This window comes from Pelomonas nitida (assembly GCF_043555975.1).
GTDB lineage: Bacteria > Pseudomonadota > Gammaproteobacteria > Burkholderiales > Burkholderiaceae_C > Pelomonas > Pelomonas nitida.
Genome location: NZ_JBIGIA010000011.1, coordinates 157,129 through 182,165, shown reverse-complemented (window position 1 = coordinate 182,165; position 25,037 = coordinate 157,129). Strand labels below are relative to the sequence as shown.

General features: G+C 68.9%; 21 protein-coding genes. 5 read left to right on the top strand and 16 right to left on the bottom strand.

Translation table 11 applies throughout. The features are described from left to right. Window positions 1-27 precede the first annotated feature (27 nt). Window positions 28-2,622 (bottom strand): TonB-dependent receptor, encoded by a 2,595-nt coding sequence (locus ACG00X_RS15640; RefSeq protein WP_394489123.1) that lies wholly within the window; start codon window positions 2,620-2,622, stop codon window positions 28-30. 635 nt (window positions 2,623-3,257) lie between these two features. Here ACG00X_RS15640 and ACG00X_RS15635 point away from each other — a divergent pair. Then, on the top strand, window positions 3,258-4,721 hold the full coding sequence (locus tag ACG00X_RS15635; RefSeq protein ID WP_394489122.1) for an ArnT family glycosyltransferase: 1,464 nt from the start codon (window positions 3,258-3,260) through the stop codon (window positions 4,719-4,721). A 15-nt stretch (window positions 4,722-4,736) separates the two neighbouring features. Here the strand turns inward: ACG00X_RS15635 and ACG00X_RS15630 are convergent, their stop codons facing one another. Together ACG00X_RS15630 and ACG00X_RS15625 are read right to left on the bottom strand one after the other, a co-directional pair. Next, window positions 4,737-5,528 carry a ChbG/HpnK family deacetylase gene (locus tag ACG00X_RS15630; protein ID WP_394489121.1) on the bottom strand — a complete coding sequence of 264 codons (792 nt, stop codon included), beginning with the start codon at window positions 5,526-5,528 and terminating at the stop codon, window positions 4,737-4,739. Next, window positions 5,525-6,481 carry a glycosyltransferase family 2 protein gene (locus ACG00X_RS15625; RefSeq protein WP_394489120.1) on the bottom strand — a complete coding sequence of 319 codons (957 nt, stop codon included), beginning with the start codon at window positions 6,479-6,481 and terminating at the stop codon, window positions 5,525-5,527. Before ACG00X_RS15625 ends, ACG00X_RS15630 begins: the two co-directional genes overlap by 4 nt. Before the next feature lie 111 nt (window positions 6,482-6,592). Here ACG00X_RS15625 and ACG00X_RS15620 point away from each other — a divergent pair, with 111 nt between their 5' ends. Then, entirely contained in the window at window positions 6,593-7,843 is a 1,251-nt protein-coding gene (locus ACG00X_RS15620) for an NRAMP family divalent metal transporter (protein ID WP_394489119.1), read from the top strand. 96 nt (window positions 7,844-7,939) lie between these two features. Here ACG00X_RS15620 and pyk read toward each other — a convergent pair whose 3' ends face one another. The 11 genes from pyk to def form a co-directional block, all read right to left on the bottom strand. Continuing rightward, window positions 7,940-9,370: a pyruvate kinase gene (gene pyk / locus ACG00X_RS15615; protein WP_394489118.1), complete on the bottom strand. Its 1,431-nt coding sequence runs from the start codon at window positions 9,368-9,370 to the stop codon at window positions 7,940-7,942. 71 nt (window positions 9,371-9,441) lie between these two features. Beyond that, a complete protein-coding gene (locus ACG00X_RS15610) occupies window positions 9,442-9,936 on the bottom strand; it encodes a GNAT family N-acetyltransferase (protein ID WP_394489117.1) in 495 nt (164 codons plus the stop codon). 71 nt (window positions 9,937-10,007) lie between these two features. After that, on the bottom strand, window positions 10,008-12,347 hold the full coding sequence (locus ACG00X_RS15605) for an NADP-dependent malic enzyme (protein ID WP_394489116.1): 2,340 nt from the start codon (window positions 12,345-12,347) through the stop codon (window positions 10,008-10,010). A gap of 150 nt (window positions 12,348-12,497) precedes the next feature. After that, window positions 12,498-13,691, bottom strand: coding sequence for a phosphoglycerate kinase (locus ACG00X_RS15600; protein WP_394489115.1), 1,194 nt, complete (start codon window positions 13,689-13,691; stop codon window positions 12,498-12,500). Between the two features lie 62 nt (window positions 13,692-13,753). Further along, entirely contained in the window at window positions 13,754-14,083 is a 330-nt protein-coding gene (locus ACG00X_RS15595; RefSeq protein ID WP_394489114.1) for an AzlD domain-containing protein, read from the bottom strand. Continuing rightward, window positions 14,076-14,795 carry an AzlC family ABC transporter permease gene (locus ACG00X_RS15590; RefSeq protein WP_394489113.1) on the bottom strand — a complete coding sequence of 240 codons (720 nt, stop codon included), beginning with the start codon at window positions 14,793-14,795 and terminating at the stop codon, window positions 14,076-14,078. Before ACG00X_RS15590 ends, ACG00X_RS15595 begins: the two co-directional genes overlap by 8 nt. Before the next feature lie 64 nt (window positions 14,796-14,859). After that, window positions 14,860-15,609, bottom strand: coding sequence for a head GIN domain-containing protein (locus tag ACG00X_RS15585; RefSeq protein WP_394489112.1), 750 nt, complete (start codon window positions 15,607-15,609; stop codon window positions 14,860-14,862). A gap of 114 nt (window positions 15,610-15,723) precedes the next feature. Further along, window positions 15,724-16,095: a hypothetical protein gene (locus ACG00X_RS15580; protein WP_394489111.1), complete on the bottom strand. Its 372-nt coding sequence runs from the start codon at window positions 16,093-16,095 to the stop codon at window positions 15,724-15,726. A 47-nt stretch (window positions 16,096-16,142) separates the two neighbouring features. Next, window positions 16,143-16,988 (bottom strand): zinc metalloprotease HtpX, encoded by an 846-nt coding sequence (htpX, locus tag ACG00X_RS15575; RefSeq protein WP_394489110.1) that lies wholly within the window; start codon window positions 16,986-16,988, stop codon window positions 16,143-16,145. 57 nt (window positions 16,989-17,045) lie between these two features. Further along, window positions 17,046-17,987, bottom strand: a complete 942-nt coding sequence (gene fmt / locus ACG00X_RS15570; protein ID WP_394489168.1) for a methionyl-tRNA formyltransferase — start codon at window positions 17,985-17,987, stop codon at window positions 17,046-17,048. An 18-nt stretch (window positions 17,988-18,005) separates the two neighbouring features. After that, the gene (gene def / locus ACG00X_RS15565; protein ID WP_394489109.1) at window positions 18,006-18,542 is read right to left on the bottom strand and encodes a peptide deformylase; all 537 of its coding nucleotides are present in this window, start codon (window positions 18,540-18,542) and stop codon (window positions 18,006-18,008) included. A gap of 116 nt (window positions 18,543-18,658) precedes the next feature. Between def and ACG00X_RS15560 the strand changes: the two genes are divergently transcribed. The 3 genes from ACG00X_RS15560 to ACG00X_RS15550 all read left to right on the top strand — a co-directional run bounded on the left by ACG00X_RS15560 (window position 18,659) and on the right by ACG00X_RS15550 (window position 21,498). Continuing rightward, on the top strand, window positions 18,659-19,822 hold the full coding sequence (locus ACG00X_RS15560; RefSeq protein ID WP_419964735.1) for a LysM peptidoglycan-binding domain-containing protein: 1,164 nt from the start codon (window positions 18,659-18,661) through the stop codon (window positions 19,820-19,822). Window positions 19,823-19,864: 42 nt separating this feature from the next. Next, a complete protein-coding gene (gene dprA, locus ACG00X_RS15555; protein ID WP_394489107.1) occupies window positions 19,865-20,959 on the top strand; it encodes a DNA-processing protein DprA in 1,095 nt (364 codons plus the stop codon). An 86-nt stretch (window positions 20,960-21,045) separates the two neighbouring features. Continuing rightward, window positions 21,046-21,498, top strand: coding sequence for a Smg family protein (locus ACG00X_RS15550; protein ID WP_394489106.1), 453 nt, complete (start codon window positions 21,046-21,048; stop codon window positions 21,496-21,498). A 42-nt stretch (window positions 21,499-21,540) separates the two neighbouring features. On the opposite strand, the gene ACG00X_RS15545 is transcribed toward ACG00X_RS15550, so the two are convergent. Both ACG00X_RS15545 and secF read right to left on the bottom strand, forming a co-directional pair. Further along, complete coding sequence (locus tag ACG00X_RS15545; RefSeq protein WP_394489105.1) at window positions 21,541-23,949, bottom strand: DUF1631 family protein; 2,409 nt, start codon at window positions 23,947-23,949, stop codon at window positions 21,541-21,543. Window positions 23,950-23,995: 46 nt separating this feature from the next. Further along, the gene (gene secF / locus ACG00X_RS15540; RefSeq protein WP_394489104.1) at window positions 23,996-25,030 is read right to left on the bottom strand and encodes a protein translocase subunit SecF; all 1,035 of its coding nucleotides are present in this window, start codon (window positions 25,028-25,030) and stop codon (window positions 23,996-23,998) included. Between the last annotated feature and the right edge of the window lie 7 nt (window positions 25,031-25,037).

The window sequence follows — 25,037 nt, the reverse complement described above, 5'->3', positions numbered from 1 at the left end:
GGCGCGGGGCGCTGTCTGACGATGGGATCAGTTGAACGACGCGCTCAGCGTCAACATCACCGAGCGCGGTGCCAGCAGGTTGTAGGTGGACGCGCTGGCGTACAGCGCATTGCCCGTGGTCGCGTCGATCAGTTGGCCCGCACCCGCCGGGTTGTTGGACAGGAAGTTGGTGGCGCTCGCGAAGGTCACCGCCTTCTTGTCGGTCAGATTGGTGACGTTGAGCTTGAGCTTGACCTTGTGCGCCCACGACGCCACGTCGCCGAAGTTCCAGCCGGTGTTCAGGTTCACGGTGGCGTAGCCGGGGGCTTTTTCGGTGTTCACCCAGTCGGCCCAGAACTCGCTGCGGTACTTCGCGTTCATGCTCATGAAGAAGGGGCCGCTGCGGTAGTTCACGCCGAGCGCGACGGCGTTCTTCGGGATGTTCACGAACGCCTTGCCGGCCGTGGGGTAGGTGCCGTCGCCCAGCGCGAAGGTATCGTCCATGATGGTGGACTTGGTGTACGCGTACGACGCATACAGGCTCAGGCTGCGGCTCAGCTTGTACGCGCCTTCGGCGTTGACGCCGCGCTGGTGCAGCATGGGCACGGCCAGGTAGACGGTCTGGCCGCTGGCGCTGTCGTAGCCGTTGACCTGCTTGTTCTTCAGGTTGGCGCCATAGACATTGACACTGCCGGAGAAGGCGCCCTGGTAGAAGCGCCAGCCGAAGTCCAGCGTGTCGGCCGTTTCGGGCTGATTGACGGCCAGCTTGCTCAGTGCCGCCTGCAGCTGCGCGGGCGTGTAGCCGCTGAACGCCACCTCATCGGGGTTCTGCTCGTAGAAGGCGCGAACGGCATCGCTTTGCGTGATGACGCCATTGACCGGCGCGCGGAAGCTGCGGCCGTAGCCCAGGTAGACCTGGTTGGCACGGTCGAACTGGTACTTCACGCCGGCCGACGGGGTGAACTTGTTCCAGGTATGGGCGCTGTAGCCGCCGTACTGGTTGAGATAGTCCAGGCTCGCGGAGGCCGCGTGCGCACCGTAGTGCTGATAGCCGAAGCCCTTGCGCTCGACGCTCGTGTAGGCGCCGGCCAGCGTGACGGTCCAGCGGTCGTTCGGCGTCCACTCGTTGCTGACGAAGGCGCGCTTGAGCGTGGTGGTGGTGTAGTCGTGGTAGTTGTACTGCGGCCCGCCGTCGGCCACATAGCCGATGCGGTTGCTCTCGCCCCAGATGTCCGACGGGTTGCCAGCGGCGTCGACCCTGGAATAGGTCTGGTCCTGCTGCTGGCGCGGCCGGTCGAACCAGACGCCGTAGGTCAGCGTGTCGGTGTCGCCGAAGTCCTGGATCAGCTTGGCGATCACGCCCGGGCGCCAGGTCTGCGAGCCGGCGTAGGAATACGTCATGACCCTCTTGCCGTTGGTGACGAGCCCGTCGCCGTCCAGGTCGTAGTTGACGTAGCTGAAGCGGCCCACGTTGCCCGCAGCCGTGTTCTCGGTGAAGGTGTAGCCGGAGCCCGCACCACCCGAGCCGTACTGGAAGTACGGGATCACCGTCAGGTGCAGCGACGGGGTCAGCGTGAACTCGCCGTCCAGACTCAGCATGTAGTCCTTGAACGGGTTGACGTGCAGCTTGTAGTAGGCGGTGTTGGACCCGGTGTACTCGGTGTCGTAGTTGGCCTCGTAGTTGGACGCCGCCGTCGCCTGCGTCTGGAACCTGTAGCCGCCGGTTCGGATCAGGTGGTTGTACTGCAGCGACGCGGTGATGGAGTTGCCGCTGTCGATGGTCCAGACGGACTTGCCGTCCACCTTCCAGACCTGGGCATCGCCCTTGCCTCGCCAGATGTCCGTGCTGTTGTGGGAATAGGACAACCACGAACGCACGGGCCCGAGGTCACCCGTCTGCACGCGCACGAACTGGCGCTGATAGTTGCGGCTGCCGCCGGAGAGCGTGGTGTCGACGCTGAACTTGTGCGACGGGTCGATGGTGGACCACGCGATCGAGCCGCCCGCCGCACCCGCGACCGCCTGGTCCACGTCCGGGTAGCCGTGCAGCACGGTGATGTCGTTCATGTTCTCCGTGTCACCGTACTCCGTCGGGTAGACGCGGTAGTTGCCGCTGTCGTTGACGGGCGCACCGTTCACCGTGACGCCGATCTGGTCGTTGGTGAAGCCGCGGATCTGGTAGTTCGCGTCGAACAGGCCGCTCGGGTCATCGGTGATGGCCACGACACCGGGGATGGTGTCGATCAGCTGCGCGTAGGTGGCGCTGGGCGCCGCGTCCTCGATGGCCGCGCGCGTGATGGTGGACACCGCCTTGGGCGCCGCCTGCAGCGACATCAGGCCGCCGCCGAGTTGCTGGCGCCCGTTGACCAGCACCGCGTCCAGCCATTCGATCGTGTTCTTGGTGGCGTTCGCGTTCGTGGTGTTGGACGTGGTGGACGCGCTGGCGCGCGAGGAGGCCGTCTTGTCTGGCGATGCGGCCTTGTCTTGTGGCGCCGCCTGGCCCTTGGCGGGGGCGGCGTCCTTTGCGCCCGCCTTCGCCGCGGCACTGGCCGTTTGGGCGTGGGCGGCGGTCGCAGCCACCATGGCCGTCACCGCCACGCCAAGCGTCGTGAGGGCAAACCGGCCAAATTTCTGATGAGTCATCCCATTCACTCCTGTAGAGCGCACAGCGCTTCATCCCAACAAAAAGCCGCCCCAAGCGGACAGCCGCGTCTTTCGTACTACTTAGTAAAGTATTTGTTTTTTCGGTGACGGCAGCTATTGAGGTGAATACCGATGCCGCAAGATTTCCGCCGTTTCGTGCGGTATTGCAGGAATTTCCGGGGTGCGCGGCCAACAGAAATACAACCTCACCAACACACGCTGCGGCATTCATCAACAAGGCGAAGGCGTCGACGTCGCCTCGAGAGGCCAACACCCGGGATTTCCCCCATGAAGCGGGTCTTGCCGCAGGGCATCTGCCGCTTTCTTCAGCAGCCGTCGCAGTTCGACGAATTTGCACCCATAGCGAGCACCCAGGCACCTCGGCAGGGATTTATTAATTGCCGCGCATTGTTTTGGCGCCCGCGGCCACCGAATAAGGCAATACGCATATTCGGCGTGCGGCCCGCCCAATAACTGGGCCTGCCGCACCAATATCGCGCAAACCCGTCGTCAATATCTGCGCCCACGCCCGGCGCCACGACGCCATCCGCCAGCGCGAAGCCGGAAGCCCCCGATCAGCCTGGCGTCAGCCGGCCGAAACAAGCCGTCATGCCCGCTCGCTAGGCTGGCGCGCCATGGCGCTCACGACTCCGATCCTCACAGCCCCCCGGTCCCTCACGTCGGCGCGGCTGCGCGCCGCCCTGCCGCTGATGCTGCTGGCGCTGTGGCTGCTGGCCGGCGCGCCCTGGCGGCCGGTGGCCCTGCCGGACGAAGGCCGCTATGGCGGCGTGGCCTACGAGATGCTGGCCGGCGGCGACGCACTGACGCCCACGCTCTACGGCCTGCCCTACTTTCACAAGCCGCCGCTGATGTACTGGGTCGACATGGCCGCCCTGCAGCTGCTGGGCCCCGTGCCGTTGGCGCTGCGCGCGGCGCCGCTGCTGGGCGCCTGGCTGATGGGCCTGGCGCTGTGGATCGAGGCAAGAGCGCGTGGCGGCACGGGCGACGCCCGGCAGGCGCTGGTCACGCTGGCCGTGCTGCCGCTGTTCTACCTGGCCGCCCAGTACGCCAACCACGACATGCTGGTGGCCGGGTGGATCTCGCTGGCCATCGTCGCCGTGCGGCGGGCCCTGCCATCGCGCAGCCTGGCCTGGCTGTGCGGCGCCTGGGCCGCGATGGCGCTGGCGCTGCTGTCCAAGGGGCTGATCGGCATCGTGCTGCCGGGGCTGGTGGTGCTGCCGGGTCTGCTGCTGCAGCGCCGCTGGGGCGACCTGCGCTTCGCGCTGCATCCGCTGGCGCTGGGCGTCTTCGCCGCGGTCGCGCTGCCGTGGATGCTGGCCATGCAGCAGCGCTTTCCGGGCTTCTTCGACTACTTCATCGTCGAGCAGCATTTCCGCCGCTACACGGAGGCCCGCTTCAACAACGCGCAGCCCTGGTGGTTCTTCCTGGCCGTGCTGCCGCTCGCCACGCTGCCGCTGAGCCTGCGGCTGCCGGCAGCGCTGCGCCGCATGAGCGTCGACCTGTGGTGGGTGTTCGTGGTCGTCGCGTTCTTCTCGGCGCCGCGCTCCAAGCTGGTGGGCTATGTGCTGCCGGCCCTGGTGCCGCTGGCCTTGCTGCTGGCGCAGGCCTGGCGCGGCCGCCGCGCGGCACGCGGCATGGCGGTCGTCAGCGCGCTGCTGTGCGTGGCCGCCGTGCCGGCGTTCATGCACTGGGGCAAGCCGGACGACGCCGACGTGGGCGCCGCACTGCGGGCGCGCCTGGCGCCCGGGGACCGTGTGCTCGTCACCGGCGACCCGTTCTTCGACCTGCGCCTGCAGGCCCGGCTGACCACCGCGCCGGCCGTGCTGGCCGATTGGGACGCGCTGCGCTCGCAAGGCGGCGACAACTGGCAGCGCGAGTTACTGGACGCGGCCCGCTTCGACCCCGGCCATGGCGAGCAGGTGCTGTGGACGCCCGCCCGCCTGGCGCGCGAACGCTGCGCGGCGGGGCGGCTCTGGCTTGTCGCCATGCCGGCGCACGCGCTGCCGGATGCGCAGCCCGTCTTCACCGGCCGGCGGGCGACGCTGTACGCGCTGCCACCACCGGGCAACTGCCCATGAGGCCTCGGCCTTGGCTCAGCCGAGCACGACGCCGAACTCCGCCAGGTCGGCGGTGAAGGCGTCGCTCGCGAGATAGGCCATCTCGCGCACGCGCGCTGCCCCGATGGCGTCGCCGGGATCGGCCGTGCCCTCGGCCGGGTGGCAGAACAGCAGCGCGCCGTCGGGGGCCTCGCGCAGCCAGCCGCGCATCAGCGCCCGGTAGTCGGCGCGAGGGTCGAAGTCGTACACGCCCAGCAGCGCCGTCGCCGCCGGCAGGCCCAACCCGTGCAGACATTCGGTCAGCTGCCGGCCGCCGCAAGCCTCGATGACACGGCGCTTGACCGGGAAGCCCGGCCCCAGCACGCGGCCCGTGTTGCGCACCGGCAGATGCAGCCCGCGCGCCATGGCCAGCACGAGCGGCCGCACGCCGGGCAGCGCATGCACGTGCTGGTGACCGTCGATGAACGCGGGGCCTCGCCCGGTGACGTCGACGAAGCGGCGTAGCTGCTCCTGAACCTCGCCGGCCAGCGCCGCCGGCAGCCGGCCCAGATGAGCCAGCGCGATGAGCGCCCCCAGGCGCGGAAAGCGGGGCCAGTGCTTGCGCAGGGCGGGGCTCAGCGGCTCGCCCTCGGTCAGGTTGACATGCAGCCCGGTGGCCACGCCGCCGTCGGGCAGCGCCAGGCCCGCATGCGCCCACCGCGGCGATGTGACCAGGCAGCTGAAGGCCGTGAGCCGCCCCTGCTGCGCCAGCGCGAGGATGCCGCGGTCGACGGCCGCGCCCTGGCCATAGTCGTCCGCGCAGACGGCCAGCCGGCGGGGCCGCGTCATGTCGGGGCGCCCGTGTCCTGCGCGACGAGATAGACCGGCCGCTGCTTGACCTCGTCGAAGATGCGTCCCACGTACTCGCCGATGATGCCGATGGACAGCAGCTGCACGCCGCTGAAGAACATCAGCCCGACGACGACGGTAGGCCAGCCCGGGATGGGGTGGCCATACAGCAGGTGCTCCACGGCGATCCAGCCGCCATAGCCCAAGGCCACCAGCGCGATGACGCCGCCCAGCGAACTCCAGATGCGCAGCGGCAGGTTGCTGAACGCGGTGACCCCGGTGAAGGCCAGCTGCAGCAGGCGGCCCAGCGAGAAATGCGTGCGCCCGCCGACGCGCGGCCTGGGCTTGTAGGGCAGGAACTCCGTGCGATAGCCCACCCAGGCATACAAGCCCTTCATGAAACGGTTGCGCTCGGGCAGCGCATTCAGCGCCTGCACGACACGGCGATCCAGCAGCCGGAAGTCGCCGGCGTCCGGCGGAATGTGCAGCCGCGTGAACGCGTTGACGAAGCGGTAGAACAGCCGCGTGCCCAGGCGCTTGACCCAGCCCTCCTCATCGCGGTTGGAGCGCACCGCGCAAGCCATGTCGGCGCCGCCCAGCCAGGCTTGGTGCATGGCGGCCACCAGCTCCGGCGCGTGCTGCCCATCGGCGTCCATCAGTACCACCCGGTCGGCGTCGGCCAGCGCCAGGCCGGCGGTCAGCGCCGCCTCCTTGCCGAAGTTGCGCGACAGCCTCACGTAGCGCAGCGGCAGGCCCGCGCGGATGGCGCCAAGCGCCACGGCGGCGGTGTCGTCGCCACTGCCATCGTCGATGAGCAGGATGCGCCAGCGTGGCGTCAGCGCGCTCAGCACACGCCGCAGTTGCGCGAACAGTGCGGGCAGGTTGGCAGCCTCGTTGAACGCCGGCAGAACCACGTCCAGGCTGGCAGCGGGATCTCGGGGCGCGGCAGTCATGGGCAAATTCTTGGGCGTGGGTATGACAGCCGGCTTGTGGGTGACTGACCGCAGCCTTTCCCGCGCCCGCGCCCACCAGGTCGCACAGGCTTGCACGATTAGGCTGTCGCCATGCTCAATCGACTCCGCCTCGCCCTCCGCCAACTCGGCCCCGGCCTCATCACCGGAGCCGCCGACGACGACCCGAGCGGCATCGCGACCTACTCCCAGGCCGGCGCGCAGTTCGGCCACTCGATGCTGTGGAGCCTGGTCATCACGCTGCCGCTGATGGCCGCCATCCAGATCGTCAGCGCGCGCATCGGCTATGTGACCGGCAAAGGCCTGGCCGCCAACTTCAAGCGGGCCTTCCCCCGGCCCGTGCTGCTGGCGCTGGTGGGGCTGCTGCTGGCCGCCAACACGCTGAACATCGCCGCCGACATCGCCGCCATGGCGGAAGCGCTGCGCCTGCTGCTGGGCGGCTCGACCCATGTCTACGCCCTCACCTTCGGCCTGGCCAGCGCGGTCATGCAGGTCTTCCTGCCCTACCAGAGCTATGTGCGCTGGCTCAAGTGGCTGACGCTGGCCCTGCTGGCCTATGTGGGCGTGGTGCTGGTGCTGCACCTGGACTGGCGCGACGTGCTGGTGCGCACGCTGCACCCCGACATCCACTGGAACCGCGACACGCTGCTGATGATCGTGGCGCTGTTCGGCACGACGATCAGCCCCTACCTGTTCTTCTGGCAGGCCAGCCAGGAGGTGGAGGACCGCGCCGCCGGTGCGGGCGAACCGCACACGCCGCAGGAGGTCAAGCAGCACCTGCGCCGCATCAAGTTCGACACCAACATCGGCATGGGGTTCTCCAACCTCATCGCCTTCTTCATCATGCTGTCCACGGCCGTCACGCTGCACGCCGCCGGCCTCACCGACATCCAGACCTCGGCCCAGGCCGTGGAGGCGCTGCGCCCGCTCGCGGGCGAGCACGCGGCGCTGCTGTTCGCGCTGGGCATCATCGGCACCGGCATGCTGGCCGTGCCGGTGCTGGCGGGCTCGGCCGCCTATGCCGTGGCCGAGGTGGCCGGCTGGCGCGGCTCGCTCAACCTCAAGCTCGAACGGGGCGAGGGGCGCGGCTTCTACAGCGTCATCGCCGCCGCGACGCTGGGCGGCGTGGCGCTGTGCTTCACGCCGATGGACCCGGTCAAGGAGTTGTTCTGGTCGGCCGTGTTCAACGGCGTCACGGCCGTGCCCATCATGGTGGCGATGATGGTGCTGGCCACGCGCCCGTCCGTCATGGGCGGCCACGCCATCGGCAGGCGGCTGCGCGTGCTGGGCTGGCTGGCCACCGGCGTCATGACGCTGACGGTCCTGGCACTGGCGGTGAGCTGAACCGCCGCCCCACGATGGAGTTCACGAAGCCGCCGCCCGCCGCCGGCTTCCCAGCCAGCGGCTCCGTGAGGGGCCGGCGAAGCCGCTGAGGGGGCGTCAGTTGACGCGGCAGACCTTCAGCATGTTGGTGCCACCGGGATAGCCCATGGGCTCGCCGCAGGTGATGGCGTAGGTGTCGCCCGGCATCAGCACGCCGCGCTCCACCAGCAGCTTCTCGGCCGCCGCCAGCGCCTCGTCGCGGTCATTGAACTGCGGCATCAGCAGCGGCGTGACGTTGCGGTACAGCGCCATGCGGCGCTGGCTGACGACCTGGCTGGTCAGGCCGAAGATGGGCACGTTGATGCGGTGGCGGCTCATCCACAGCGCGGTGGAGCCCGACTCGGTCAGCGCCAGGATGGCCTTGCAACCGAGGTGATGCGCCGTGAACAGCGCGCCCATCGCGATGGACTGGTCGATGCGACCGAACTGGCGGCCGGCGAAGTCGGTGTCCAGCGTGACGAACTCGGCGCGCTCGGCCTCCAGCGCGATGGCGGCCATCTGCTCGACGGTCTCGATCGGGAACTTGCCGGCGGCCGTCTCGGCCGACAGCATGACGGCGTCGGTGCCGTCCAGCACGGCGTTGGCCACGTCACTGACCTCGGCGCGCGTGGGCACCGGGTTCACGATCATGGACTCCATCATCTGCGTGGCCGTGATGGACACCTTGTCCAGCTCACGCGCCATCTTGATCATGCGTTTTTGCAGCGCCGGCACGGCCGCGTTGCCCACTTCCACGGCCAGGTCGCCGCGCGCCACCATGATGCCGTCGCTGGCCTTCAGGATGGCTTCGAGGTGGGGAATGGCCTCGTAGCGCTCGATCTTGGCGATCATGGCCGGCTTGTGCCGGTAGGGCTCGCCGGCCACGTTGGCGAGCTGGCGCGCCATCTCCATGTCGGTGGCGTTCTTCGGGAAGCTCACCGCCAGGTACTCGCACTGGAAAGACATCGCCGTCTTGATGTCCTCCATGTCCTTGCCGGTCAGCGCCGGCGCCGTGAGGCCGCCGCCCTGCTTGTTGATGCCCTTGTTGTTGGACAGTTCGCCGCCCAGCTTGACGGTGGTGTGCACCTGCGCGCCACGCACATGGTCGACGGTCAGCACCAGCAGGCCGTCGTTGAGCAGCAACGTGTCGCCGGGCTTCACGTCGCGCGGCAGTTCCTTGTAGTCCAGGCCGGCGATGTCCTGGTTGCCCAGCTCGGTGCGGTCGGCATCCAGGATGAACTTGTTGCCGGGAATCAGCTCGATCTTGCCGTTCTCGAACTTGCCGACGCGGATCTTGGGGCCTTGCAGGTCGGCCATGATGGCCACCGACTTGCCGACGCGCTCGGCCGCCGCGCGCACCATGTTCGCGCGGTCGATGTGGTCCTGGGCCTTGCCGTGCGAGAAGTTGAGCCGCACGACGTCGACGCCGGCGCGGATCATCTTTTCGAGCACCTCCGGCGTGTTGGAAGCGGGGCCGAGGGTGGCGACGATCTTGGTGGCGCGGGTCATGGCTTGTCTCGTGGCTTATCTGAAGCGGCGGAATTATGGGCCGCGCCGGCCGCCAGAAGTTTCGTCGCGTTTCAGCCCGCCGGCGGCGCCAGACGCTTCTCGAAGAAAACACTCAAGGGGTCGAGCGCATAGCCGCCGAAGGGCGGGCGCTCGGCATAACCGAGGCCCCGGTACAGCGCCAGCGCCTCCGGCTGGTAGATGCCCGTTTCAAGCCTCGCCACCTCGATGCCCAGCCCCTGCAGCTCGGCTTCGAGGAGCGCCATCAGGCGCTTGGCCAAGCCGCGGCCACGGGCCTCGTCCCGCACGAAAAGCCGCTTGATCTCGCCGTACGCCGGCTCATCGCCGGCCACGAAGCACTTCACGCCGCCGCAGCCCAGCAGGCGCTCGCCCTGCCAGGCGCCGAAGAAGCGGCCGCCGGGCGGGCGCAGGCCCGAGGCCGGCTCGAAATGGTTGCTCTCGCTCGGGTAGAGCGCGCTCATCAGCGCCTCGGACTGCGCCATCAGCGCCTGGGCCTGGGGGTGGCCGGGGTCGAGGGCTTCGAGGCGAACGGCCTGGTCAACGCTCATGTCTTTGATCGTTCAGTTACAGCCGGGGCACTGCGCGGCCACCGGTCAGGCGGCCGCGCAGCCCGCGCCGCTCAGCCGGCGTTCTTCGCTTCCAGCACGTCAGCCGCCGCCAGCGCCGTCATGTTGACGATGCGGCGCACCGTGGCCGACGGCGTCAGGATGTGCACCGGCCGGGCCGCACCCAGCAGGATGGGGCCGATGGTCACACCCTGGCTGGCGCTGATCTTCAGCACGTTGAACAGGATGTTGGCGGCGTCCAGCGTCGGCAGCACCAGCAGGTTGGCGGCACCCGTGAGCTTGCTGTCGGGCAGGAAGGCGTGGCGCACGCTTTCCGACAGCGCCGCATCGCCGTGCATCTCGCCGTCGCATTCCACCTCGGGGTGGGCGGCGGAGAACAGCTCGTGCGCGCGGCGCATCTTCAGCGCCGACGGCCGTGTGCTGGAGCCGAACATCGAGTGGCTGACGAAGGCTGCCTTGGGCGGCAGGCCGAAGCGGCTGACTTCCTCGGCCGCCATGGCGGCGATGTCGGCCAGCTCCTCGGCCGTCGGGTCGTCGTTGACGAAGGTGTCGGTGATGAACAGCGTCATCTTCTCCAGCATCAGCGCGTTCATCGCCGCGAACTGACGCGCGCCGGCACGCAGGCCGACAAGGTCTCGCACCTGCTCCAGGTGGCGGTCGAAACGACCCACCATGCCGCAGATCATCGCGTCCGCGTCGCCCAGCTCGAGGGCCAGCGCGCCGATGGCGGTGTTGGAGCGCCGCACGGCCGACTTGGCCATCTCGGGCGTCACGCCGTTGCGCTTCATGCGGGCGTGATAGGCCTCCCAGTACTGGCGGAAGCGCGGGTCGTCCTCGGGGTCGATGACGGCCACGTCGTCGCCCAGCTTCAGGCGCAGGCCGGCGCGCTGGATGCGCGCTTCGAGCACCGCCGGGCGGCCGATCAGGGTGGGCTTGGCCAGGCCTTCATCCAGCGCCACCTGCACGGCGCGCAGCACGCGCTCGTCCTCGCCTTCGGCATAGATGACGCGGGCCGGCGAGCCCGACGCGCCCATGGCCTTGGCGGCCGAGAACACCGGGCGCATGAACATGCCGGTCTGGTAGACGAAGCGCTCCAGCGACTGGCGATAGGCCGCCAGGTCGTCGATCGGGCGCGTGGCCACGCCATCGGCCGCCGCGGCGGCCGCCACGGCCGGCGCGATGCGCAGGATCAGCCGCGCGTCGAAGGGCTTGGGGATCAGGTAGTCGGGGCCGAACGCCAGCTCCTGGCCGGCGTAGGCTGCGGCCACTTCGTCACTCGTCTCGGCCTTGGCCAGCGCGGCGATCTCGCGCACGCAGGCCAGCTTCATGCCCTCGGTGATCTTGGTGGCGCCGCAGTCCAGCGCGCCACGGAAGATGTAGGGGAAGCACAGGACGTTGTTGACCTGGTTGGGGTAGTCGCTGCGGCCCGTGGCGACGATGCAGTCGGGCCGCACGGCCTTGGCCAGCTCGGGGCGGATCTCCGGCTCGGGGTTGGCCAGCGCCAGGATGATGGGCTGCGTGCCCATGGTCTTGACCATGTCGGCACTGAGCACGCCGGCCGCCGAGCAGCCGAGGAAGACGTCGGCACCGGCCACCACGTCGGCCAGCGTGCGCGCCGACGTGACCTGGCAGTAGCGCTGCTTGGAATCGTCGAGCTTGCCGGCCTTGGCGTCTTCACGCTCGGACTGGATGACGCCGCGCGAATCGCAGACGAACACGTTCGCGCGCTTCACGCCCAGGCCCACCATGACGTCCAGGCAGGCGATGGCCGCGGCGCCGGCGCCGGACACGGCCACCTTGACCGAGCCGATGTCCTTGCCCACCAGTTCCAGCCCGTTCAGCAGCGCGGCGCTGGAGATGATGGCCGTGCCGTGCTGGTCATCGTGGAACACCGGGATGTTCATGCGCTTGGACAGTTCGCGCTCGATGTAGAAGCACTCGGGCGCCTTGATGTCCTCGAGGTTGATGCCGCCCAGCGTAGGCTCCATCGCCGCGATGATGTCGATGAGCTTGTCGGGGTCGCGTTCGGCGAGTTCGATGTCGAACACGTCGACACCCGCGAACTTCTTGAACAGGCAGCCCTTGCCTTCCATGACCGGCTTGGCGGCCAGCGGGCCGATGTCGCCCAGGCCCAGCACGGCCGTGCCGTTGGTGATGACACCGACCAGGTTGCCGCGCGACGTGAACTCGGCCGCCAGCGACGGATCGCGCTCGATGTCGAGGCAGGGGTAGGCCACGCCGGGCGAGTAGGCCAGCGACAGGTCGCGCTGGTTGGAGAGCGCCTTGGTGGGCGTGACGGAGATCTTGCCGCGCGTGGGGGCGCGGTGGTACTCACGGGCGGCGTCGCGCAGCGCGGCTTCGGCGGGCGACAAGGGAGCGTTGTTCTTTTCCATGGCAGCGGAAATGCAGAGCGGAACCCGGGAGATTACGCCTCGTTTCGGCACCCGCCGATGCGCGTTTGCTGGGGACCCATGCAGAACGCGCAACCGGCGTCATGCAAAAAGGCCCCATCGGGGCCTTGGCATGTCTCGGTGTGGGCGGGATCAGCCAGCGGCGCGCTTGCTGAGAATCTCGAAGGCCGGCAGCGTCTTGCCTTCCAGCACTTCCAGGAATGCACCACCGCCGGTGGAGATGTAGCCCACTTCCTTCTCGATGCCGTACTTGGCAATGGCGGCCAGCGTGTCGCCGCCACCCGCGATGCTGAAGGCCAGGCTCTCGGCGACGGCGCGCGCGATCGTCTCGGTGCCCTGCGCGAACGCCGGGAACTCGAACACGCCCACCGGGCCGTTCCAGACGATGGTGCCGGCAGCCATCAGCTTGTCGGCCAGCTTGGCCGCCGTCTTGGGGCCGATGTCCAGGATCAGGTCGTCGTCGGCCACGTCGGCAGCGGCCTTCACGGATGCCGTCGCGCCAGCCGCGAAGGTCTTGGCCGTGACCACGTCCTCGGGGATGGGCACGTCGGCGCCACGCGCCTTCATCGCGGCGATGACGGCCTTGGCCTGGTCCACCAGGTCGGGCTCGGCGAGCGACTTGCCGATCTTGAGACCGGCCGCCAGCATGAAGGTGTTGGCGATGCCGCCGCCGACGATGAGGCCGTCGACCTTGCTCGCCAGGCTCTGCAGGATGGTCAGCTTGGTGGACACCTTGGAGCCGGCCACGATGGCCACCAGCGGGCGGCGCGGATTGGCCAGCGCCTTGGTGATGGCGTCGATCTCGGCGGCCAGCAGCGGGCCGGCGCAAGCAATCTTGGCGTACTTGGCGATGCCGTAGGTGGTGGCCTCGGCGCGGTGGGCGGTGCCGAAGGCGTCGTGCACGAAGATGTCGCACAGCAAGGCGAGCTTCTTCGACAACTCCTCGCTGCACTTCTTCTCGCCCTTGTTGACGCGGCAGTTCTCCAGCAAAACCAGCTGCCCCGGCGCGACGGAAACGGTGTCGACCCAGTCGCGCTGCAGCGGCACCGGGCGGCCCAGCAGCTCGGACATGCGCTGCGCCACGGGCGCCAGCGAGTCTTCCGGCTTCAGCTCCCCTTCGGTCGGGCGCCCCAGGTGGGACGTGACCATGACGGCAGCGCCCGCGTCCAGCGCCATCTTGATGGCGGGCAGCGATGCGCGGATGCGGGTGTCCTCGGTGATCCGGCCGCTGTCGTCCTGCGGCACGTTGAGGTCGGCGCGGATGAAGACGCGCTGGCCGGCCACCTTGCCGGCGGCGATCAGGTCGGAGAAGCGAATGACATTCATGGTTGGGACGGGTACGGTTGAGAAATCCTGCCGGATTCTCGCCGCGCCCGCGCCACGTCCGGTTACCAGTCGAGCCCGAGCTTCAACACCAGCATGACCGCCATGCCGACCAGGATGGTGCCGAGGATGCCCCGACGCCAGAAGAAATAGGCCGTCCCGGCGAGCGCGCCGGGCCAGCGCGCGTCCTGCCAGGTGGTGATGACATGGCCCTGCGTCATGAAGATCTCCGGCGCGATGACCGCCGCCAGCGCCGCCAGCGGCGCGACCTTCAGCAGCTCGCGCAGCCAGCCGGGGATGGGCAGCGGCTTGTCGGCGAGCATGAAAAAGCCACGCGTGACGACCGTGATGCCGGCCAGCAGCACCAGCGCCACCCAGGTGAGGGCCTCACTCATGGCGGGCCTTGCGCGCGTCCAGCCACCAGCCGACGGCCCCGGCCGCCAGGATGGCGCACAGGATGTTCAGCTTCAGCGGCAGCGAGTAGGTGGCGATGGACACCGCGCCCGCCGTCACGGCCACCCACCACAGCATGCGCTCGGTGAGCAGCGAGTACGACAGCCCCAGCAGCGCCAGCACCCCCGCGAAGCCGATGCCCCACTGCGTGGGAATGCGGTCGGCCAGGAAGATGCCGGTGAACGAGCACAGCTGCCAGGTGGGCCAGTTCACCGCCACGCCGCCCCAGAAATAGCGCTGCTGAGCCGGCGCCGGCACGGGGTCGGGCCACCGCTTGACGAAATAGACGAAGTTCAAATCCGCCGCCAGATAGCCGTTGAGCAGCCGGCGCCAGCGCGGCAGGTGGCCGAAATAGTGCCGCCAGTGCGCGCTGAAGATGACGAAACGCAGGTTCACGCAGAACGCCGTGGCCATCAGCACCCACATCGGGGCGCCCGCGGCGATCAACGGCAAGGCCGTCAGCTGCGCACTGCCGGCGAACACCAGCAGCGACATGCCGCAGGCCAGCGGCAGGCTGAGCCCGCTCTTGACCATCGTGACGCCGGTCACCAACCCCCAGGCCGCCAGGCCCAGGGAGGGCGAGGCCATGTCGTGCGCGCCCTGGCGGAACGCGGGGTCCCGGGCCAGTTCGCGCAGCTTGTTCATCCACTGCATGCCGCCATTGTCGGCGCCGGCGCGCGCCACCCGGCAAGCGCCGGCAAAAAGCCGGCCGGCAGCGTCAGTTGACCCGGCGCACCTTGCCACTGCCGACGACGGAGCTGGAGATCTCGGGCGAGCCGCTGTACTTCACATCGCCGCTGCCGGCGATGGACACCTTCAGGCGCTTGGCTGCGTTGACGAGTGCATCTCCGCTGCCGGCGATGTTGACCTTGACCTCCTGCGCCACGAGGTCGCCGGCCCGCACGTCGCCGCTGCCGGCGATGGAGACCTGCGCGTCGCCGCAGCGGCCGGCGGCCACGATGTCGCCGCTGCCGCTGACCCGCATCGTCAGGCGCTCGACGTCCAGCTGCGCGAAGCGGATGTCGCCCGAGCCGGCGACGTCGGCATCGACACCGGCCGACTTCACCGCCTCGACCTTGACCTTGCCGGAACCCGCCACCGACACGCCACGCAGCGCCGGCAGCTCGATGGCGATGGTCGGCGTGCCGGCCATGGACAGGCTGGTGTCGCGGCGCGTGCCGATCTGCAGCGTGCGCCCCTTGCCACCGTCGACGACCCGCGTCTCGATGTAGGGCAACAGGTTGCGGTCGGCCTTGACCTCGACCTTGTGGCCGCTGCCCTGGCGGATGACGACATCGAAGCTGTCGCTCAGCGCCACGGCGTCGAAGCCGCCCAGGTCACGCGCCTCGGTGGTCACGTCGCCGTTGCCGGTGACGCGCTCGGCCGAGCCCCAGCTCCAGGCCTGGGCGGCGCCACACAGGCTGGCAGCGACAAGACCAAGGGCGACAAGGCGGCGGGTGGGGTACATGACGGGCTCCATCGGGGTTGTGATGGCCGCATGTTGCCGAGCCTGCCGGCCGCCGCCCTGCCCGGCGCGACGACTCGCCGGATCGGCGGGCTGAAATGCGCCTGCGCGCGCCGGTCAGTGGCCCTTGGCCTTGTCGGCGGGTTTCTCTGCCTTTTCCGCCTTCTCGTCGGCCTTGTCGGCCGCGTCCTCGGTCACCACCGGCTTGGCGCCGGGGCGGGGCACGACCGGTGCGATGCCTTCGAGCTTGTTCTCGCGCATGTACTCGTCCATGTCGCGCCAGCCGGCGTAGACGGCCGCCTTTTGCGCCTTGGGGTTGAGCACATAGCAGTCCTCGATGGCGCGCATCGCGTGCCGGCAGGCGCTGCCGATGGCCTTGCCGTCGGCCTCCTTGGCCGCGGCCACCTTGGCAGGGTCGTCGATGCCCAGCTGCTCGCAGGCGCTCAGCACCAGCAGCAACGGGAGGAGGAGCAGGACAGGACGCTTCATCTGCTGGGGTATCGGCTCGGATGCGGGCAACTTGAGCGGCGGGCGGGTCAACGCCGCGCCATCTCCATCAGGCGCGCGATGCGCTCCTCGGTGGACGGATGCGTGGAGAACAAGCCCCGCAGCCCGCCCCCGGACAAGGGGTTCATGATCATCATCTGCGCCGTCTCGGGGTGGGCCTCGGCGGTGCCGAGCGGAATGCCCTGGGCAACGCGGTGGATCTTGTCCAGCGCCGATGCCAGCGCCGCCGGGTCGCCGGAGATCTCGGCGCCGCCACGGTCGGCCTCGAACTCGCGCGCCCGGCTGATGGCCATCTGGATCAGGCTGGCCGCCAGCGGCGCGAGGATGGCCACGGCGATGCCGGCAATCGGGCTGGTCGGCCGCCCATGCTCGTCGCGGCCGCCGAACAAGCCGGCGAAATTGGCCAGCATGGAGATCGCACCCGCCATCGTCGCGCTGATGGTGCTGGTCAGGATGTCGCGGTTGGCCACATGGGCCAGTTCATGCGCCATGACGCCCCGCAACTCCCGCTCCGACAGCACCCGCAGGATGCCGGTGGTGGCGGCGACGGCCGCGTGCTCGGGGTTGCGGCCGGTCGCGAAGGCGTTGGGCGCGGCCTCGTCGATCAGGTAGACGCGCGGCATGGGCAGGCCGGCCCGGCCGGCCAGTTCGGCCACCATGCTGTAGAACTGAGGCGCCGACGAGGCATCCACCTCGCGGGCGTTGTACATCTTCAGCACCATGTCGGCCGAGAACCAGTAGCTGAAGAAGTTCATGCCAACGGCGACCAGCAGCGCGATCAGCATGCCGGTGCGTCCACCGATCATGACGCCCACGGCCATGAACAGCGCGGTGATGGCGGCCATCAGCACGGCCGTCTTCATGAGGTTGAACATCTCAGTGGGCTCCTCGGGTGAACGACGCCATCGCAAATGGTGCCGGGTCGGGCCGATTCAAGCGTCGAAGCGCTCCCCGACCTGGATCGGCCGAGCCTGCAGAAAGGCCGCCGCCGGCCCGCGCTTGCCACCTGCGCGTTGCAGCTCGGTCAGTTGAAGCGCCCCCTGGCCACAAGCAACGATGGGGCCATCAGCGCCCCGTCCGAGCACAAGGCCAGGCTCACCTTGGCCAGCCACAATCTGCGCACGCCATACCTTGATGGCCTCGCCGTCAAACTCAGTCACACAGCCAGGGAAAGGATCGAAAGCTCGCAAACGACACTCGATCTCGAGTGAGGTCTGAGCCCAATCGATGCGACTCTCGGCCTTCTCGATCTTGTGGGCGTAGGTGATGCCCTCGGCCGGCTGCGGCGTGCGGGTCAGGCTCGCAGCCTGCAAGGCCTGGACGATGAGCGTGCCGCCCATCGCCGCCAGCCGGTCGTGCAGCACGGCGGTCGTGTCGTCGGCGCGGATGGCCTCTCGGCCGACCAGCAGCATGTCGCCCGTGTCCAGCCCGGCGTCCATCTGCATGATAGTGATGCCGGTCTCGGCGTCACCGGCCTCGATGGCCCGGTGGATGGGAGCCGCACCGCGCCAGCGCGGCAGCAGCGATGCGTGGATGTTCAGGCAGCCGCGCCGGGGCAAATCGAGCACCCACTGCGGCAGGATCAGGCCGTAGGCGGCGACGACCATGACGTCGGCATCCGCCGCCAGCAGCGCCTCGCGCGCCGCAGCCGCGTCGGTGGCGTACTTGCCATCGAGCTTCAGCCCCTGCGGCTGCGCGACCGGGATTCCCGCGTCGACGGCCCGCTGCTTGACGGCCGAGGCCTGCAGCTTCATGCCGCGGCCGGCCGGGCGGTCGGGCTGGGTCAGCACCAGCGGCACGGTGAAACCGGCGGCCAGCAGGGCGTCGAGCGCGACGGCGGCGAACTCCGGCGTACCGGCAAAAACAACTCTCATGTCCCGGCGCGCGTCCACTTACAGGCGCTGCTGACGACGCTTGGCCTCGGCCTCTTCGTCGCGCGTCTTCTTGATCATCTTGGTCTTGATGCGGTCGCGCTTGAGCGGGCTCAGGTATTCGACGAACACCTTGCCGGCCAGGTGGTCCATCTCGTGCTGCACGCAGACGGCCAGCAGCCCGTCGGCGTCGAATTCATAGACCTCACCGTCGCGGTTGGTGGCGCGCACCGTCACCTCGGCATGGCGCGGCACCTTGTCGTAGATCTGCGGCACGGACAGGCAGCCCTCCTCGCCGTCGACCATGCGCTCGCTGGTTTTGATCAGCTCCGGGTTGATCAACACGCGCGGCGTGTCGCGTTCCTGCGACGTATCGATGACGATCACGCGCTCGTGCACATCCACCTGCGTGGCTGCCAGCCCCACGCCGTCGGCGGCATACATCGTTTCCAGCATGTCGTCCACGAGCCGGCGGATGCGCTCGTCGACGGCCACAACCGGCTTCGCGACGGTATTCAGACGGGGATCGGGGTAGCGAAGGATCGACAGTTGGGGCATGGCGTCTTGTAAGCACTCGCAAACGAGCGCCCTCTGGTGTTGGTTGACCCGGGTAATGCGGGCAGAATCGCCGGGATTTTCGCCGATCCGGCACCCCTATTCGGAGACCGCGCCTGATGCCCGCTGCCCGCCCCGCCCCCTTGGCTGTCCTTGCGGCCTGCCTGACCCTTGCGACCAACGTGGCCTGGGCCCAAGCCAGCAAGCTGCCGATCACCGCTGAACAACGCCGCGTGGCCGATCAGGTCGCCAGCGCCGGCGTGCCGCTGTCCGAGCTGGCCCCCAACGCCCCCGACAGCCACACCGTCGTGGCCGGCGACACGCTGTGGGACATCTCCAAGCTGTTCCTGAAGAGCCCGTGGCGCTGGCCCGAGCTCTGGGGCATGAACCGCGACCAGATCCGCAACCCCCACCTGATCTACCCCGGCCAGGTGCTGATGCTGGTCAAGTCCGACGGCCGCGCCCGCCTGCAGGTGGGGCAGTCCGTGGGTGGCGCGAACGGCACGGTCAAGCTGAGCCCGCAAATGCGCATTTCGGCGCTGGAGAACGGCGCCATCCCGAGCATCCCGATGCACCTCATCCAGGCCTTCCTGACGGATGCGGTGGTCTTCGATACCGACGAATTGGCGCGCGCGCCGCGCGTCGTCGCCGCCCAGGAGGGCCGTGTGCTCGTCGGTTCGGGCGATCTGGCCTATGCCCGCGGCGACTTCGGCAGCAACACCGACTTCCGCGTTTTCCGCAAGACACGCCCGCTGATCGACCCGACGACGAAGGAAGTCCTCGGCTACGAAGCGCCCTACGTCGGCACGGCCGAGCTGATCCGCCCCGGGGAGGAACGCCCGAGCCCGGACGGCAAGAGCATGGAAGTCGTGCCGGCCACGCTGAAGATCCAGCAGATCAAGCAGGAAGTCGGCGTCGGTGACCGCCTGGCGCCCGCGCCGCAGCGTGACCTCGAGCAGTACATGCCGCACGCCCCCGAGCGTGAGATCAAGGGCCAGATCGCCGCGATCTACGGCGAAGCGATGCAAGCTGGCCAGAACCAGATCGTCGCGCTGAATCGCGGCAAGCGGGACGGCATCGAGCGCGGCCACGTGTTCGCGCTGTGGCGCAACGGCGAATCGGTCATGGACAAGACCGAGCGGCCGGAGGGGCAACTCATCAAGTTGCCGGACGAACGCCACGGCGTGCTGTTCGTCTTTGAGGTCTATGAGCGCGTGTCCTACGCCCTCATCATCTCGGTGAAGGAGCCCGTCAAGGCGGGCGACCGCTTCACGCAGCCCTGAGTCGGGGCGCGCACCGTCCGGTCCGGCTCGCGATGAACTGACATGCGCGATCCGGCCGAGCTGGCTGCCTGGCTGCGCTTGACCGAGAGCGTCGGGCCGGGCGCCGCCCGGCGCCTGCTCGCGATGGCGGGCAGCCCGCAGGCCGTGTTCGAGCTGCCCGCCGTCGCGCGGGACCAGGCGCTGCCACCCCGGCAGCGTGATGGCTTCAATCACCCGCCCGAGCACCTGCCGGAGCTGTTGGACAAGGCCCGGGCCTGGCTCGAAAACCCCGCCCATGCACTGCTCGCCCTGGGCGATGCCGACTACCCGGCCCCACTGCTGGCCACCGCCGACCCGCCATTGCTGCTGTGGCTGCAGGGTCGACGCGAATTGCTGACTACACCGTCGCTGGCCATCGTGGGCAGCCGCAACCCGACCGCGCAGGGCAGCGACAACGCCCGCGCCTTCGCCAAGGCGCTGGCGCAGCAAGGCCACACCATCGTGTCGGGGCTGGCACTGGGCATCGATGCCGCGGCGCATGAAGGCGCCCTGGATGCCGGCGGGGCGACGATCGCCGTCGTCGGCACCGGGCTGGATCAAGTCTACCCGCGTCGCAACGAGAAACTGGCGGCCCGTATCGTGGCGGCCAACGGCTTGATCGTGAGCGAGTACTCGCTGGGCACGCCCGTGCTGCCCGCCAACTTCCCTCGCCGCAATCGCATCATTGCCGGTCTCAGCCAGGGCTGCCTGGTTGTCGAGGCCGCGGTCCAATCCGGCTCGCTGATCACCGCCCGCCTGGCCGCCGAGGCGGGGCGCGAGGTGTTCGCCATTCCGGGGTCCATCCATTCACCGCAGGCCCGCGGCTGCCACGCCCTCATTCGACAGGGCGCCAAGCTCGTCGAATCGGCCGAGGACATCCTGGAGGAACTGCCGCCACAAGGCCACGCCGCCCCAGCCGCCGTCGACGCCGAAGACACGCCGCATGAACAGCAGGCGCTGCTGGAGGCGATGGGGTTCGATCCCGTGAGCCTGGACGCATTGATGGCGCGCTGCGGCTGGCCCGCGGCAGCGCTGAGCGCCGCACTGCTGGAGCTGGAACTGGACGGCGAAGTCGCCCGGTTGGCAGGCCAGCTCTTCCAGCGCCGCAAGCAGGGCTGACGAGCTTACCCGGAGCCATCAGCGGGGAATCCCGGGGGTTATTCGCAGCCGGTTCGGTCGAAACGCTGGGCTATCATCGGCTCACGATGTTCGATGTGCTGGTTTATCTCTACGAGACCTATTGGCGGCCAGATGCCTGCCCCGACCATGCGCAGCTGACGCGCAAGTTGACGGCCGTGGGCTTCGAGAACGACGAGATCCAGGAGGCGCTGAGCTGGCTGCAAGGCCTGGCCGTCGCCGGAGACGCCATCCAGGCCGAACAGAGCCCGCACGCGCTGCGTGTGTACTCGGCCAGCGAAATCGATCACCTGGGCGAGGCCTCCATCGGCTTCATCAGCTTCCTCGAATCGGCCGGTGTCCTGCCCGGCCCGATGCGCGAGATGGTCATCGACCGCGCCATGGCCATCGGCGGCAACGCGATGGATCTGGAAGACCTCAAGATCATCGTGCTGATGGTGTTCTGGAGCCTGGGCGAGGAACCCGACGCGCTGATCCTGGACGAGCTGTTCGTCGCACCGGAAGACCGGCTCATCCACTGAGCGTTCTCCACACCGAAGAAACGGCGCCCCAGGCGCCGTTTTTCATTTGAGCTGGCTGGGATCGGCGTCCAGCTTGGCCAGCGCCTTGCGCGTGGCCTGCACGGTCAGCGCCTCGTCCTGGGCGGGCAGCAGCAGGCCAGCCTGCAGGAAGGCTGCCATGCGGTTCAGTGAGAACAGCACGCCACGACCCTTGGGCGTGACAAACAGCGCCAGCTGCTTGCGCAGCCCGCGCCACGCCAGTTGCACCTGCTCGTTGCGGCCCCGGTAGTCCAGCATGAACCAGCCGCCCACCTGCAATTCGCGGGCCCAGGCCAGCATGGCCGGCGTGGGCGCCGAACCGCCCTCGGCAACGACCTCCATGCCATCGGACTCGTGGCCCGAGAGATCGCGCACCAGCATCTCGTCGACATGGCTGTCGCCACCTTCGAGATCCTCCGGCAGCATGGCCTCCAGTGCCTCGAGCTGCTCCATCAGCTCTTCGAGGCGCTCGCGCGGGATGGCCGCGGTCTTGGCCGTGAAGGCGGCCGCCAGCGCGTTGTTGAGGAGGCGCACATGCTCGTCCTGCCTGTCCACCGCCAAGCCCGCGTGGCTCATGCCGTCCCGCAGCGTCTTGAGCAACGGGGGCAGGCGACGGATGACGTCGGCGCGCTCCTCACGCGTCGACTTGGCGCTGGCAGACCAGATCAGGTCTGCCGCCGCGCGCTTCATGGTCTTGGTGACATCGGCCTGCGCACCGGCGCGCACGGCCGTGACCGCCAGCACATCGGCCCACACATGGAACAGGAACTCGCGCACGCCGTCCTGCACCGGCACTTCGGCCAGCATCTTGCGCAGCTCGATGGTGTACTGGATGGCCAGGGTCTCGCGCTGCTCGACCTGCTGGGCCAGCGACACGCCGCGCCGGGACGCCTGGTTCTCGTTCTCGAAATAGTGATCGAGGAACTTCTCGAATTCGCCGAGCACGGTCGCGAACACGCGGCGCCCGGTATCGGGGTAGGCCTCGACGACCTGCACGACCCGCTTGATCTCGCGCTCCAGCGCATCGTTGCTGGCGCGCTCGGCCCCGGCCGCGCTGGGCTGGGCCGACTTGAAACCCATGACGCAGGCGCCCATGCGGTCGATCAGGCGGCGAGCCGGGTGGTCGACCTCGGCAAAGAAGTCAGGCTCCGAGACCGCCACGCGCAGCACCGGCATCTGCAACCGTGCGAACCACACGCGCACCGAGGCCGGGATGCGCTCCTCGGTCAGGATGCTCTGGAACATCATCGCGACGATCTCGATGGTCGCGCGCTCGGCCGGTGTGCTGGCAGCCTGCTTCAGGACCTGCTTGAAAGCCTGGCTGCGGGCGCCGATCTCGTCGAGCTGAAGCGGCGCGCTCTGGGCGACCGTGTCGCCGGCCGCAGCCGTGGGCGCGGGCGGGCGGCGCTGCAGCGATTCCTGCGCATGGCGAATGGCGCCCACCAGCCGCGGCGACGGCGGCGTGCCGGCCGGCAGCGCGTCGGCCAGCGAAGGCCGCACGCCACCGGGCTCGGTGCCTGGCGCCGTGCCGCCCATGCCCGCGAGGCTGGGGCGGCTGTCGCCGGGGCGCGTCGCCGCGTGGCTCTTGCTGACCGGAAAGCCAGGCACATGCCGGGCGAGCACGCGCTGCAGGTGCGACATGACCTCATTGGCCTGGACCGCTGCGCGGCTGCGCGGCGGCTCGGCGGCAGCGGCCGGTGGGGGCGTCGGCTGCGCAGGCGCCGCCGCTGGCGAGGGCAGGCCTGCCGGCGCCACGGAGGCGTCCCGCGTGCCCCGCGCCGTGCGGCGGATGAAAGGCCGCAGGTCCACCTCGGGCAGCACCTGCTGCGCGATCAGCCAGCGGTTGGTCTCGTGATAGGCCTCGCTGATGAGCTGCGCGAATTCTTCGTGCAGCTCGTGATGCAGCAATTGCCAGATGTGGGCGCCCAGGCCGACGCGGGTCCAGGCATCCAGCGCGATGCGCGCCACGACATGGGCGCGCAGCAGATCCAGCGGGTCCAGGTCGTCATGGGCCTCCAGCGCCTGCATGCGGGTGCGCAGGTCGGTGAACTCCCAGGTCGCGCGGTCCATCATGACGAGCGCCAGCCGGGAGCTCGTGATCTCGCGCTCGATCGTCGAATCGTCGACCAGGCTCATCCCGTGCAGAGGCATCTGAACGGTGGGTTCATGCTCCCGGCCCGTGTCGGCCACGCCATGGATGGCCGCGTGGCGCAGCGCACCGACCACCGTCATCTGCCAGCCGGGGCCGAGCTTCTGCCAGGCCTGCACGGCATCCCGTCGGGCACTCATGACCGTGTGCGCAGCGCCCTGCGCCAGCAGCTGCACCGCACCCTGGCCGATCGCAGCGACCAAGGGTGTCATGCCCCTCACCAGGGCCTCGAGGTAGACGCGCCGTGCCTGCGTGGCCAGGGCCTGGTTGCGGGCGGCGGTCATGGGAGACGTGAGAGCAGCGGTGCCTGAGTGACGGGAGCGGTTCACTCTACACGACGGCCCCGGCGTTCGGGTCGTTGGGGTCGTCGCGGCTGATGGCAGTCTTCACCAGGTCCTCGCGCTGCACGCCCAGCCACATCGCGATGGCGGCGGCCACGAAGACCGAGGAGTAGATGCCGAACAGGATGCCGATGGTCAGCGCCACGGCGAAGTAATGCAGCGTCGGGCCGCCGAACAGCAGCATGGACACCACCATCAGCTGCGTGCTGCCGTGGGTGATGATGGTGCGGCTCATCGTCGACGTGATCGCGTGGTCGATGACCTCGTGCGTGTTCATCTTGCGGTACTTGCGGAAGGCTTCCCGCACCCGGTCGAAGATCACGACGGACTCGTTCACCGAGTAGCCCAGCACCGCCAGGATGGCCGCCAGCACCGCCAGCGAGAACTCCCACTGGAAGAAGGCGAAGAAGCCCAGGATGATGACCACGTCGTGCAGGTTGGCGATGATGCCGGCCACCGCGAACTTCCATTCGAAGCGGATGGCCAGGTAGATCATGATGCCCAGCACCGTGACCCCGAGCGCCTTGGCGGCATCCTGGGCCAGCTCGGCGCCGACCGCCGGGCCCACCACTTCGGAGCGCGACAGCTTGATCGGCTCCGCCCCATCGGCCTTCTTGCAGACCTGCTTGCTGATCTGCTCGCCCTGCGCGGTGACTTCCTGGTGCTCGCTGACCGTGCCGGACTCGGCCTTGCACAGCTCGCCGAAGACCTTGCCGACCACTTCGGTCTGCTTCTCGCCGGCACGCACCGGCAGGCGGATCATGACGTCGCGCGACGAACCGAAGTTCTGCACCTGGACTTCGCCATAACCCATCTGCTCGACGACATGGCGGGTCTTCTCGATCTCGGCCGTCTGCGGGTAGGCCACCTCGATGACGGTGCCACCGGTGAATTCGATCGAGAAATGCAGGCCGCGCGTGACCAGGAAGAACACGGCGGCGGCGAAGGTGATGAAGGAGATCGCGTTGAAGACCAACGCGTGCTTCATCAGTGGCAGGTCACGCTTGATGCGAAAGAGTTCCATCGTCTAG

Excerpts from the sequence above, each read along its gene's own strand:
- ACG00X_RS15595 (WP_394489114.1), bottom strand. The coding sequence starts at position 14,083 with ATGAGTGAGGCCCTCACCTGGGTGGCGCTGGTGCTGCTGGCCGGCATC.
- def (WP_394489109.1), bottom strand. The coding sequence starts at position 18,542 with ATGCCCCAACTGTCGATCCTTCGCTACCCCGATCCCCGTCTGAATACC.
- ACG00X_RS15580 (WP_394489111.1), bottom strand. The coding sequence starts at position 16,095 with ATGAAGCGTCCTGTCCTGCTCCTCCTCCCGTTGCTGCTGGTGCTGAGC.
- pyk (WP_394489118.1), bottom strand. The coding sequence starts at position 9,370 with ATGACCCGCGCCACCAAGATCGTCGCCACCCTCGGCCCCGCTTCCAAC.
- ACG00X_RS15625 (WP_394489120.1), bottom strand. The coding sequence starts at position 6,481 with ATGACTGCCGCGCCCCGAGATCCCGCTGCCAGCCTGGACGTGGTTCTG.
- ACG00X_RS15610 (WP_394489117.1), bottom strand. The coding sequence starts at position 9,936 with ATGAGCGTTGACCAGGCCGTTCGCCTCGAAGCCCTCGACCCCGGCCAC.
- ACG00X_RS15605 (WP_394489116.1), bottom strand. The coding sequence starts at position 12,347 with ATGGAAAAGAACAACGCTCCCTTGTCGCCCGCCGAAGCCGCGCTGCGC.
- ACG00X_RS15560 (WP_419964735.1), top strand. The coding sequence starts at position 18,659 with ATGCCCGCTGCCCGCCCCGCCCCCTTGGCTGTCCTTGCGGCCTGCCTG.
- dprA (WP_394489107.1), top strand. The coding sequence starts at position 19,865 with ATGCGCGATCCGGCCGAGCTGGCTGCCTGGCTGCGCTTGACCGAGAGC.
- ACG00X_RS15600 (WP_394489115.1), bottom strand. The coding sequence starts at position 13,691 with ATGAATGTCATTCGCTTCTCCGACCTGATCGCCGCCGGCAAGGTGGCC.
- ACG00X_RS15620 (WP_394489119.1), top strand. The coding sequence starts at position 6,593 with ATGCTCAATCGACTCCGCCTCGCCCTCCGCCAACTCGGCCCCGGCCTC.
- ACG00X_RS15590 (WP_394489113.1), bottom strand. The coding sequence starts at position 14,795 with ATGCAGTGGATGAACAAGCTGCGCGAACTGGCCCGGGACCCCGCGTTC.
- ACG00X_RS15630 (WP_394489121.1), bottom strand. The coding sequence starts at position 5,528 with ATGACGCGGCCCCGCCGGCTGGCCGTCTGCGCGGACGACTATGGCCAG.
- ACG00X_RS15640 (WP_394489123.1), bottom strand. The coding sequence starts at position 2,622 with ATGACTCATCAGAAATTTGGCCGGTTTGCCCTCACGACGCTTGGCGTG.
- fmt (WP_394489168.1), bottom strand. The coding sequence starts at position 17,987 with ATGAGAGTTGTTTTTGCCGGTACGCCGGAGTTCGCCGCCGTCGCGCTC.
- ACG00X_RS15545 (WP_394489105.1), bottom strand. The coding sequence starts at position 23,949 with ATGACCGCCGCCCGCAACCAGGCCCTGGCCACGCAGGCACGGCGCGTC.
- ACG00X_RS15585 (WP_394489112.1), bottom strand. The coding sequence starts at position 15,609 with ATGTACCCCACCCGCCGCCTTGTCGCCCTTGGTCTTGTCGCTGCCAGC.
- ACG00X_RS15550 (WP_394489106.1), top strand. The coding sequence starts at position 21,046 with ATGTTCGATGTGCTGGTTTATCTCTACGAGACCTATTGGCGGCCAGAT.
- htpX (WP_394489110.1), bottom strand. The coding sequence starts at position 16,988 with ATGTTCAACCTCATGAAGACGGCCGTGCTGATGGCCGCCATCACCGCG.
- ACG00X_RS15635 (WP_394489122.1), top strand. The coding sequence starts at position 3,258 with ATGGCGCTCACGACTCCGATCCTCACAGCCCCCCGGTCCCTCACGTCG.
- secF (WP_394489104.1), bottom strand. The coding sequence starts at position 25,030 with ATGGAACTCTTTCGCATCAAGCGTGACCTGCCACTGATGAAGCACGCG.